The organism is Paenibacillus taiwanensis DSM 18679, from assembly GCF_000425125.1.
GTDB lineage: Bacteria > Bacillota > Bacilli > Paenibacillales > Paenibacillaceae > Paenibacillus_B > Paenibacillus_B taiwanensis.
This window is the reverse complement of sequence record NZ_KE384310.1, coordinates 49,440-61,594: the sequence shown is the minus strand read 5'-3', so window position 1 is coordinate 61,594 and position 12,155 is coordinate 49,440. Positions and strand designations below refer to the sequence as shown.

Genomic DNA, 12,155 nt, shown 5'->3' with positions numbered 1-12,155 from the left:
TTTATTTTGTACCTGGCTTAGCAGGTGTTGCTGGCTTGCCCGATTTATCGGATTTACCCGGTGTTGTCGGTTTGCCTGGTTTATCGGATTTACCTGGTGTTGCCGGCTTGCCTGGTTTATCGGATTTACCTGGTGTTGCTGGCTTGCCTGGTTTATCGGATTTACCTGGTGTTGTCGGCTTTCCTGGTTTAGCCGGTGTGCTTGGCTTTGCTGGTGTAGCTGGTTTAGCCGGTGTTGCTGGCTTCTCAGCTGGTACTGCTGGCTTGGACAAATCAATGGAATATTTAGCAAAGCCACTTTCAAGCACGTTAATAAATTTAATTTTGGATTCGCTCTTCACAAACTGCTTTGCTTCCGGAGCCGACATAAAGGTTACGTTTGTTTTGCTGGCTATAGGTGCAAACGTCCAGTTGTTATCGGCTGCTGGATTAATATTTTTCTCGTTTAAAATGTAGTCAATGACGACTTGACGGTTTTCATCTGGAGAGTCAATGATAATATTTTTGCCGTCCAGACCAGGGAAAGCACCGCCACCACTTGCACGATAATTGTTGGTTACGACAATATACTTGTCTGTTGCTTTAACCGGCTTGCCTTTAAACGCCAAGTTCTTAATTCGGTTGGCATTAATATTGGCTACTGTACCATCAATTGCGTATTTATTCGGTTGTGTAACATCGATTTGATAAGTAACACCGTCGATCACGTCAAAGTTATAAGTAGGGAACGACTCGTTAACAAGCGGCTGTTCTTCTTGTTTCTTGACGTCGATTTGATTGAACTGGCCAGCAGAGCGCTCTAGCCATTCTTTCACCTGTGCCCCATTAATCAGTACCGCTTTTAGCGTGTTCGGATAAATGTAAAGATCAGACACGTTCTTAATCGCAATCGTTCCGGCAGGAATGTTGGAATAGTAGCTTACGCCATTACGGCCGCCTGCTTTAAATGGCGCACCTGCTGACAGCACAGGAATACCATCATATTCTGTACCTTTAATATTTTTCTCTACAAACCATTTCTGGGCGTTGGTTACGATCTGAATAGATGGATCATCTTGAACAAGGGCAAAGTAGCTATAAATAGGAGAAGTCGTTTTTCCTACAGCTGAACGCACCCATTTTACCGTGTGATCGTGTTCATCTTTTACAGCATCCAAAATGGATTGGTCAGCATCCGCAAGAGATGCTTTCTTAGCTTTATCGTAAATAGGAACTGCTTTGGTAGCAGACTCCGTCACTTTCCATTTTCCATTCGCTTGAGTTAATGTCAGGTCAATGACGCCCAAATGGTTACCCCAGTAACCAGGCATAACCGCAGGTTTACCATTAATCGTTCCTTTGGCTGCATCAACACCTGGGACATTATCATAACCTGGTCCCGGGAATACAAGGTGGGAATGTCCAAACAGAATCGCATCGATGCCATCAATTTTACTCAACTGGTAACTGGCATTTTCCAAGTTGGCAGCTGTCTCTACAGGGCCCAGACCGGAGTGAGGCACTGCGACGATAATGTCAGCTCCCTTTTGCTTCATTTCAGGCACAAATTTGTTAGCCGTAGCCAGAATGTCTTTAGCTATAACTTTGCCTTCCAGATTAGACTTGTCCCACATCATAATTTGTGGAGGAACAAAACCGATGACGCCCACTTTCAAAGTAACTTCCTTGCCGTTCTCATCTTTAAATTTACGCTCAAGGATTTGATAAGGTGTAAACAGGTTTTTATCGTTATCTGGATTTTTGTCTTTATCGTCTACATAGACGTTTGCATTAATATAAGGAAACTTAGCACCTTTCAGGCTGCGGTTCAGATGGTCCAAACCAAAGTTAAACTCGTGGTTCCCGATATTTCCCACATCATAGTTCAGCAGGTTCATCGCTTTATAAACGGGGTGAGTCTCGCCGTCTTTTAACGGATCGATCTTAGCAACATAATCACCGAGTGGATTACCTTGCAGCAAGTCTCCGTTGTCAATGAGAATACTATTTTTTGCTTCATCTCTTGCTTTCTTAATTAAGGTTGCCGTTTTCGCCAGGCCGAATTCGTCGGTCGCTTTGTCCTGGTAGTAGTCGTAGTTAACGATGTTGGTGTGGAGATCTGTCGTTTCAAGCAGGCGGAGCTTCAAGATCGAACTGTCTTCGGCTTTTACTGATGTAAGGGGAAAAGATACGGCCCCAACCACCAAAGAGGTGCTGAGCAGAAAAGCAGTCAGCATTTGCTTGCGTGTTTTTTTCATGTGTAAAATTGACCTCCTATATGTATACAAATGCCAAGCAGAAATAGTGTAGCACCTGCAACTTATAATTGGTAGATAACTAAATGAATAAATTTCTATATTTAGGATTAAATATATGATATATGGGCAAAATTAATATGTTTTTTTAGTAAAATCGCCTTCTTTGGGACCAAGCAGATAAAAAATAAACCCATTTAATACCATCCTATCTTAAGATCATAACAATAAACAAAGTTGATGATAGGGTTCATAGATCAAAGTCCTATTTTCAAACCTAAATAACTCTTCCGAGGACTCAACGTCATATATTTTTGTGATCGTTACAGCCGCTCCCGATAAAATTTCCTCGCCTTCTGATATTACAATTTCATCATTTGCAAAAATAATATGATTGCCCCACCAGTCTTTTGTCCATAAAGGATCTTCTACGGCTTCTAGTGTAATGCGGTTGTTCTCAAGACTTTTGAGAATGATCTGATTGCCGTTATAAATCTCGGCATTTTTAAAATGCTCATAGGTACGATAAATAACTGTCTTTGTATGCATGTCTACATCGAAACCTAGTAATTTTTGCTGACCAGTAGTAAAATCAGCCTTCTCCAAGAACAGCTTCTTATCCGTAGCACCTACATATCTAATCGTTCCCTGCTTATCTACTAGTTCCACAATCGGATGTGAGAGCGTTTCTTTGTTTTGGATAGCTGAAATAAAGGCTTCCTTTTCGTATACAATCCAAGACTGCGTCTCATCCTCATAATCTTGAAATTGTTGGGCGTAGCATTGACCTTCCCAAATGATTCTTTTTTCACGATTCGTAATGATACCCGTTACGCATATGATTACAACCTTTCTCGCTATCCTTTCGATATGTATCGTATTTACGCGCCTCATAGTATCCAGACTGTCAGCGTCCTCTCGAAGTTCATCTATTGTCCTCTTCTCTGCATCTATTAATAGCAACTTATCGTAGAACGTTTTTGGCGATCTATGATCATCGTTCAAATATAAACAAGCTAATGTATAGCGATCATCAATAGGAAATAATTTGGTTTGATATAGATTAGCCGATATATTTTTCAACTGATGCCGAACACAGTATGACTCTACATACTCTTCCTTCCCCTCCACACATGCTACCCGATAAAAATGAAAACACGCTTCTTCAGCATTAAACTCTGGGAAATAGTACATTAAATATTGATTTCCTGTAGGGGAAAAGCATCTACAATCTATATTGTGGCTTAATTCAATCGGCTTGCTTAGATAACTATGTATATTAAACAACTGAAGGCTAAAACTGCCTTGTGCTACTCCATCTTCGGACTGCGGCGGTTGATAAGCAAGCCATAATAGGTGATCAGCGAGGGTATAACAAAGTGGCGTGGCATTCTTTATTGAGGTCTCATTCAAGTCAATAATAGATATCAAATTAGCCTCCCCAAAACGGACGACGTCCGAGACTTGAAATGTTTATGTGTTTTCGTGCGTTGCGTTAAACGTTCGTGACCGCTCATACGCGCTTGAATGCCATACGTACGAGGCAATTATTACGGGATATTGTACCATAATATTACAGACTCATAAACTTTACCCCTATCACGTAAAAAAGGATACCCCTAAGTAATAACTACTTAAGGATATCCCTTGTTGTATAACACTCGCTTATTTAGCGAATTACTTTCTCAAGTTGTAGAAAGATTTCAAGCCGTCATAGCGAGCAACTTTACCCAACTCGTCTTCGATGCGAAGCAATTGGTTGTATTTCGCCACACGGTCCGTACGGGACGGAGCACCTGTTTTGATTTGGCCTGCATTTGTTGCAACAGCGATGTCAGCAATTGTGCTATCTTCGGACTCACCGGAACGGTGGGAGATAACTGCTGTGTAACCAGCGCGTTTAGCCATTTCGATAGCGTCAAATGTTTCAGTAAGTGTACCGATTTGGTTAACTTTAACCAAAATGGAGTTACCGATGCCTTTTTCGATACCTGTAGCAAGACGCTCTGTGTTTGTAACGAACAGGTCGTCACCAACCAATTGAACTTTGTCGCCCAATTTCTCAGTGAGCAATTTCCAACCATCCCAGTCATCTTCAGACATACCGTCTTCGATTGTAATGATTGGATATTTTTCAACCCAAGAAGCAAGCAGGTCAACATACTCAGCGGAAGTGTAGGATTTGCCTTCACCAGCAAGTGTATATTTACCGTCTTTGTAGAACTCAGTGGAAGCAACGTCCATACCCAAGAATACGTCTACACCTGGTTTGTAACCAGCTTTTTCGATCGCTTCGATAATTGTAGTGATAGCTTCTTCGTTAGAGCTCAAGTTCGGAGCGAAGCCACCTTCGTCACCTACAGCTGTGTTCAAGCCTTTGGATTGCAATACAGCTTTCAAGTTATGGAAGATTTCAGCGCCCATACGAAGTGCTTCTTTGAAGTTAGGAGCACCTACAGGAAGTACCATAAACTCTTGTACGTCGATGTTGTTGTCGGCATGCTCGCCACCGTTGATGATGTTCATCATTGGAACTGGCAATTGTTTTGCGTTGAATCCACCCAAGTAAGTGTACAAAGGTACATCCAGTGCGTGTGCAGCTGCACGAGCTACAGCCATAGATACTGCAAGAATTGCGTTTGCACCCAATTTGCCTTTGTTAGGCGTGCCATCCAATTCGATCATCAGACGGTCAATAGCTACTTGATCCAAAGCGTCCATACCGATTACTTCTGGTGCAATGATGTCGTTTACGTTTTTAACTGCGTTCTCAACACCTTTGCCCACATAGCGGCCTTTGTCGCCATCACGAAGCTCTACAGCTTCATGAGCGCCAGTGGATGCGCCGGAAGGTACGATAGCACGGCCAAAGCCGCCAGATTCCAATTTAACTTCAACTTCTACTGTAGGGTTGCCGCGGGAGTCCAGGACTTCGCGAGCGTATACGTCCATAATCATTGTCATGATCGATACATCTCCTTTTATACTAATGTAATCTATTATCCCACATGTCGGGTGGACATGTCTGTTACTTTTTCAACATCGACTTACCTGTCATCTCTTTTGGCTGCGGCAATTGCATCAAATCCAAAATGGTTGGTGCAATGTCAGCCAGGATGCCATCTTCGCGCAGCTCGATATCATTCGAAGTGACGATAAATGGTACAGGGTTCGTTGTATGTGCTGTGAACGGGCGACCTTGCTCGTCGAATACCATATCAGCGTTGCCGTGGTCCGCCGTAATCAAGCAGACGCCACCTTTCGCTAATACCGCTTCTACGACTTTGCCCATACATTCATCCGTCGCTTCAACCGCCTTGATAGTTGGTTCCAGCATACCGGAATGACCAACCATATCAGGGTTCGCAAAGTTCAGAATAATTGTATCGAACTGGTCAGAATTAATCTCGTTCACTGCTGCTTCCGCAACTTCATAAGCACTCATCTCAGGCTGCAAATCATAAGTAGCGACTTTAGGCGAGTTAATCAAGACACGTTTCTCACCTGGAAGCTCTACATCACGACCGCCGCTGAAGAAGAATGTAACGTGCGGGTACTTCTCAGTCTCTGCAATACGGAGTTGTTTCTTGCCATGTTGGACAAGAACTTCACCAAGCGTATTATCAAGTTCTTTCGGAGAGTAGGCTACATATCCGCCAACTGTCTCCGAGAAGAGCGTCAAGGCTACAAAGTGCAAGTTTCTAGGGAACTTAGGTCCACGGTCGAATCCACGGAAATCTTCGTTCGTAAATACTTGCCCCAATTGGATCGCGCGATCTGGACGGAAGTTCAAGAACACGACTGAGTCGCCGTCTTGCACCAGACCAACCGGTTGCTCATCCTCACCAACAATGACAGTCGGCATTACGAATTCATCGTATACCGAACGTTGATAGGATTCTTCTACAGCTGCGATTGGATCGTGGTATTTAGGTCCGTCACCGTACACCATGGCACGATAAGATTTCTCAACGCGTTCCCACCGTTTGTCGCGGTCCATTGCATAATAACGGCCTTGAACCGTTGCAATCTGACCCACACCAACTTCAGCAATCTTCGCTTGCAGCTTCTCAATGTAACCACGGGAGCTGTCAGGTGCAACGTCACGGCCATCCAGGAAGGCGTGAATGTACACTTCTTTCAGCTCTTCGCGTGCGCACAAATCAAGCATCGCAAGCGCATGATCAATATGGCTGTGAACCCCGCCATCAGACAACAAGCCGTAAATGTGCAGTGCCTTGTTGTTTTCTTTTGCATACTTAACAGCACCAAGAAGCGTTTCGTTGGAGAAGAAATCCCCTTCGCGAATCGATTTAGTAATTCGCGTCAAGTCTTGGTAAACGATGCGGCCGGCACCAATATTTAAGTGTCCAACCTCAGAATTCCCCATTTGCCCTTCTGGCAAACCTACAGCTTCACCGCAAGCGGTCAAAGTTGTATGCGGAAATGTGCTCATATAACGGTCGTAGTTCGGTTTGTTCGCTTGTGCAACGGCATTGCCAACAAATGTGTCGCGAAGTCCGAATCCATCCATGATGATAAGAGCTACAGGTCTAGGTGCGGACATCTTACTTCGCTCCTTCCACCAATGAGATGTAGGAAGCCGGTTGCAAACTTGCGCCGCCTACCAATGCGCCGTCAATATCACTTTCTGACATATATTCATGTACATTTTCAGGTTTAACGCTGCCGCCGTATTGAATACGAACCGCTTGTGCAACTTCTTCGTTGTACAGGCCAGCTACTACGCTGCGGATGTAGCTGATTGTCTCATTTGCATCCTTAGCTGTAGAAGATTTGCCTGTTCCGATCGCCCAAATCGGCTCATAAGCAATAACAACTTCGCGTGCTTGCTCAGCGGAGATGCCTTTGAATGCACCTTCTGTTTGAACTTTGCACACATCGTTTGTCTTGCCGGATTCACGCTCTTCCAGCGATTCGCCTACGCAAACGATTGGTGTAATACCATGACGGAATGCAGCGTGAACTTTCTTGTTCACGATCTCATCCGACTCTGCGAAGTAAGCGCGGCGCTCCGAGTGACCAATGATCACATAATGAACACCCAAGTCTTTTAACATAACGCCGCTAATTTCACCTGTGAAGGCGCCGTTATCTTCAAAGTGCAAGTTTTGCGCGCCAACTTTAATGGATGTGCCTTTGAACGCTTCAACAAGCGCAGGCAGGTTCGTGAAAGGTGCGCAAATTACACTCTCTACGCCTTCCACTTCCGCATGACCTTTGATTGCTGCTGCGAACTCAAGTGCTTCCGGCACAGTTTTAAACATTTTCCAGTTACCTGCGATGATCGGTTGTCTCACCTGATTCACTCCTTCGCACGGGGACAGTTTTACGCTGTCGACCTTTACTTATCGTTTAATGCCACTACGCCTGGCAATACTTTGCCTTCCATGAACTCAAGGGAAGCGCCGCCGCCTGTGGAGATGTGGTCCATTTTGTCTTTTAAGTTAAATTTCTCAACAGCCGCAGCAGAGTCGCCGCCACCGATAATTGTGTAAGCTGCTGTTTCCGCACAAGCATTAGCTACCGCACGAGTACCGTGGGAGAAAGGCTCGATCTCGAATACGCCCATAGGTCCGTTCCATACAACAAGCTTCGAGTTTTTAATAACATCGGCATAAATCTCACGTGTTTTCGGTCCGATGTCGATACCTTCCCAATCAGCAGGAATGCTGTCGATATCTACGTTCTTTGTGTTAGCTGTAGCGCTGAAATCGTCAGATACAACGATGTCAACTGGCAGATAAAGATTTTTTCCAAGCTCTTTTGCTTTCTCAATAAAGCCAAGGGATTCTTGCAATTTGCTTTCGTCCAGCAACGATTGACCAATCTCATGGCCTTGTGCTTTAAAGAACGTATAAGCCAAGCCGCCGCCAATAATGACATTGTCTGCGATCTCAAGCATTTTGTTGATGACATCAATCTTGTCTTTAACTTTAGAGCCACCTACGATAGCTGTGAATGGACGCTCTGGGTTAGAAAGTGCTCTGCCCAATACATCCAGTTCTTTCTCCATCAACAAGCCTGCAACTGCTGGCAGATGATGAGCGATACCTTCTGTAGAGGCATGTGCACGGTGAGCTGCACCAAATGCATCGTTAACAAATACATCAGCAAGCGCTGCAAATTGCTTCGCGAGTTCTGCATCGTTTTTCTCTTCGCCTTTATGGAAACGCACATTTTCCAAAACGACAACGTCGCCGTTGCTCATGTTGGCAATTTCCGCTTGCACACTTTCGCCGATGGACTCGTCAAGCTTCTTCACTGGCTTGCCAAGCAATTCACCAAGACGTGTTGCAGCTGGTGTAAGGCGCATGGAGTCAACCACTTCACCTTTAGGACGGCCCATATGGCTGGCCAAAATCACTTTCGCGCCTTTTTCCACCAAAAACTTGATAGTTGGCAGCGTTTCTTGAATACGTGTATCATCCGTAATTTGACCATTTTCCAATGGCACGTTAAAGTCTACACGCACAAATACACGTTTTCCGTTAACCTCAATGTCTCGTACACTCTTCTTGTTCATCCCCATGTTCCTCCTATCGAATATGGAAACCATTCAGTTCCGTTGAATTCTGATGTAATCGGTTAAAATTCGGTGTCATTCTGTGTCTGTTCGATGTTCTGTCAGGTTCTACAGCGCTGCTGCGCCGCTTTATTTATATCTCTGTATATATGAATCATGTTAAGACTCATATAGCAAAAAATAACGCTCTAGGTTCTATAGATATTCTATATATGAAATGGTGATGGAATCAACATTGTCTTGTTCTCTATTGGTTGTATGGTGTATGGTTTTCTCTCTATTTATAACTCATCCGTCCAATTATCGTCTGCAATCAGGCAAAGAGGAGACCCTTGCGGTTTCTCCTCTTTGATTGTCATGCTATATAATTACAGACCTTTTTTAGCGATGAAAGCTGCCAAGTCAACAACGCGGTTGGAATAGCCCCACTCGTTGTCGTACCAGGAAACAACTTTAACCATGTTGCCGCCGATTACCATCGTCGTCAAAGCGTCGATAGTGGAGGAAGCTGGGTCGCCGTTGTAGTCACTGGATACCAATGGCTCTTCGGAGTAGTTCAAGATGCCTTTCAAAGGACCTTCAGCTGCTTCTTTCAAAGCTGCGTTAACTTCTTCAACCGTAACGTTTTTCTCAAGTTCTACTACCAAGTCAGTAACAGAAACGTTAGGTGTAGGAACACGCATGGACATACCATTCAATTTGCCGCTCAATTCAGGCAATACAAGGGATACCGCTTTAGCAGCACCAGTTGTTGTAGGAATGATGTTTTGAGCTGCTGCACGAGCACGACGAAGGTCTTTGTGCGGCAAGTCAAGCACGTTTTGGTCGTTAGTGTAGGAGTGAATTGTGTTCATCATACCTTTAACGATACCGAATTTGTCGTTTAGTACTTTAGCAAATGGCGCCAAGCAGTTTGTTGTGCAAGAAGCGTTGGAGATGATTGTATGGCTAGCTGCATCATACTTATCTTCGTTAACGCCCATAACGATTGTGATATCTTCGTTAGTAGCAGGTGCGGAGATAATAACTTTCTTCGCGCCGCCTTTCAAGTGCATTTCAGCTTTGTCTTTAGCTGTGAAAATACCAGTGGACTCAACAACGATTTCTACTCCGTTAGCGCCCCAAGGCAAGTTCTCAGGGTTACGCTCTGCAAATACTTTAACTTCTTTGCCGTTAACGATAAGCGCGCCTTCTTTAGCTTCTACAGTAGCGTCCAAAACGCCATGAGTTGTGTCATATTTCAACAGGTGAGCGAGCGTTTTAACGTCAGTCAAGTCGTTGATTGCTACGATTTCAACCTCAGAGTTGCTCAAAGCTGCACGGAATACGTTACGTCCAATACGTCCAAAACCGTTAATACCAACTTTAACCATTGATGATTCCTCCCATTTCCTAAATAGAGAATTTTTTAATTTATTGCTCAAGACGGCCCATAGGCACATCCAGACCACAGATTTGTACGATTTCATTCGCCGCCACTTCATCCGTCACTAAAATATCCTCGTGTCCGAATCGAAGCACTGCTGTAATCGCTTCACCCTTGCCCTTACCACCGGCAACGGCAATGACAGCCTCCGCTTGGGAGATGTCCTCCATACGTAAACCTAAAGTAAGCATCGTATGTACCACTTGACCCTGACGGTCAAAGTAATAACTGTAAGCTTCGGCTATTGCCTCAACGTCCCGAAGCTGCTGCACGGTCGCTTGATCCACATGACGGCGTCTTGCCATCACAAGAGCATCTCCGATACCATGCACGACAATACGCGCTTGCCGGATCACGTGTAAAATATCCTTGATGTTAGGCTCCTGCTTCAGTGACTGGTATGCTTCTTCGCTAATAAGATCAGGCACATGGAGCAATCGATACTGGGCGCCAACGCGCTTGGCCATCATTGAGGCTATCGTATTGGCCTGGTATTCGAGACTCTCACCCAATCCGCCCCTTGCCGGCACGAACCAGTTGCCCTTACGTGATACAGAGCTTGTTAATTGATCAGCAACTGCAGCTAACGTAGATCCGCCAGTAACCGCAATGACGTCATCCTTGCCCATCACACGATCCAGCACTTCGCATGCTGCCTTGCCTAACTCTTGCTTCACGGCGCTTGATAACTCCGAATCGCCAGGAACGACGATCACTTGCTTCAAGCCGAACTCTTCGCGAATCGCATCCTCAAGGTGACGCATGCCAAGCAGTTCCCGCATCAGCGGTTCCAACTGTGTGACAAGCTTGCGTCCCTCTTCACTGATCCGCATGCCCGCTGTTTCCGTCTCGATAAGACCTTGTGCTTTCAGCAGATCGGTCTCGGCTCTCAGTACTCGCTCTGTCATCTGTAACGACGACGCTAGCGTCCTCCGGCCAATAATATCGGACATCATAATCTCATGCAGGATCGTATAGCGCTTCTTCAACAGTTCCAAGAGGTCGGGCAGAAGACGCTTATTTATCTCTAGCCATTCACGCATTTCTCTCCACTCCTGCACTCCTCAGAAACTGTATTCGAATATTATGTTGGACTCAATGTGTCCCAACAACACATTTTACGTCCCACCATCATTCTACCGAAATTTCCGTAAAGTTGCAAGTATCCCGCATCTATAATGGGCAATTGTCGCATATCTTATTCATTTGGCTCTACATCAACAATGAAAGCGCATCCCAAGTCTATACTTGTCCTATTTACTACAAATAAAAGATATTAATTTTCTGAAAAATTCATTAACAACTTGGTTTTCAGCATCCAAACGCTTGCAAATAAGGTTTATCGGTCTAATTTTGATCCAGCATAGAGATATAAAGGATACATTATGTACTCATTAGTTCTAACCACTTACCCCTTCTTTCCTCTTTTCAAACCACTTACATTCGAAATAGAACACCGACACTCCCGTCTTAATAACACCGTTTCTCGAGCCTAACGCTTATATACCTTTTATGAAATCCCACTTTTTGTTGCACTTTGTGTCAAAATACTCTATAATACATCTTGCATCATTTTTTTAATGCGCCCGTGGTCCAATGGATATGACGTAGGCCTCCGGAGCCTGAGATCAAGGTTCGATTCCTTGCGGGCGCGCCATAAATACCTTGATGATGCCTGATAATGAAGTTTACGTACATATGAATAGGCTACTTGAATCAAAGACATCCGAGTTCTCTCCTTCTCGCATAGGGAGTTGAAGGCGGATGTTTTTTCTATATCACCCCATATCTACTCTAATAGTCCCTGCGCAGCAGTCTTCAATAAGGAACATACTCGATGTGAAGCAACTCTCTAGCCCAGAATTTTATTATGTAGGATCTATCGTACACTTGTCCCGTTTTTGAAATAAGCACCGTCCATATAACGATAAATAAGCAGCGTATAATGC

8 protein-coding genes and 1 tRNA gene are annotated in these 12,155 nt (G+C 44.5%); 1 reads left to right on the top strand and 8 read right to left on the bottom strand.

All coding sequences use genetic code 11. The features are described from left to right. Nucleotide 1: 1 nt before the first annotated feature. From H509_RS26410 to H509_RS0122820, 8 genes are all read right to left on the bottom strand, one after another. A complete protein-coding gene (locus H509_RS26410) occupies nt 2-2,236 on the bottom strand; it encodes a bifunctional 2',3'-cyclic-nucleotide 2'-phosphodiesterase/3'-nucleotidase (RefSeq protein WP_084159359.1) in 2,235 nt (744 codons plus the stop codon). 216 nt (nt 2,237-2,452) lie between these two features. Next, nucleotides 2,453-3,664 carry a hypothetical protein gene (locus tag H509_RS0122850; protein WP_028547107.1) on the bottom strand — a complete coding sequence of 404 codons (1,212 nt, stop codon included), beginning with the start codon at nt 3,662-3,664 and terminating at the stop codon, nt 2,453-2,455. A gap of 246 nt (nt 3,665-3,910) precedes the next feature. Then, complete coding sequence (gene eno, locus H509_RS0122845) at nt 3,911-5,197, bottom strand: phosphopyruvate hydratase (protein ID WP_028547106.1); 1,287 nt, start codon at nt 5,195-5,197, stop codon at nt 3,911-3,913. Nucleotides 5,198-5,261: 64 nt separating this feature from the next. After that, nucleotides 5,262-6,800, bottom strand: coding sequence for a 2,3-bisphosphoglycerate-independent phosphoglycerate mutase (gene gpmI, locus H509_RS0122840; protein ID WP_028547105.1), 1,539 nt, complete (start codon nt 6,798-6,800; stop codon nt 5,262-5,264). 1 nt (nt 6,801) lies between these two features. Continuing rightward, nucleotides 6,802-7,554, bottom strand: coding sequence for a triose-phosphate isomerase (tpiA, locus tag H509_RS0122835; RefSeq protein WP_028547104.1), 753 nt, complete (start codon nt 7,552-7,554; stop codon nt 6,802-6,804). A 44-nt stretch (nt 7,555-7,598) separates the two neighbouring features. Then, nucleotides 7,599-8,780, bottom strand: coding sequence for a phosphoglycerate kinase (locus H509_RS0122830; RefSeq protein WP_028547103.1), 1,182 nt, complete (start codon nt 8,778-8,780; stop codon nt 7,599-7,601). 368 nt (nt 8,781-9,148) lie between these two features. Further along, nucleotides 9,149-10,153 (bottom strand): type I glyceraldehyde-3-phosphate dehydrogenase, encoded by a 1,005-nt coding sequence (gene gap / locus H509_RS0122825; protein ID WP_028547102.1) that lies wholly within the window; start codon nt 10,151-10,153, stop codon nt 9,149-9,151. Between the two features lie 40 nt (nt 10,154-10,193). Continuing rightward, nucleotides 10,194-11,249, bottom strand: coding sequence for a sugar-binding transcriptional regulator (locus H509_RS0122820; RefSeq protein WP_028547101.1), 1,056 nt, complete (start codon nt 11,247-11,249; stop codon nt 10,194-10,196). A gap of 539 nt (nt 11,250-11,788) precedes the next feature. On the opposite strand from H509_RS0122820, the gene H509_RS0122815 reads away from it, so the two are divergent. Continuing rightward, nucleotides 11,789-11,863: transfer RNA gene (locus H509_RS0122815), tRNA-Arg, on the top strand. The last annotated feature ends 292 nt before the right edge of the window (nt 11,864-12,155 follow it).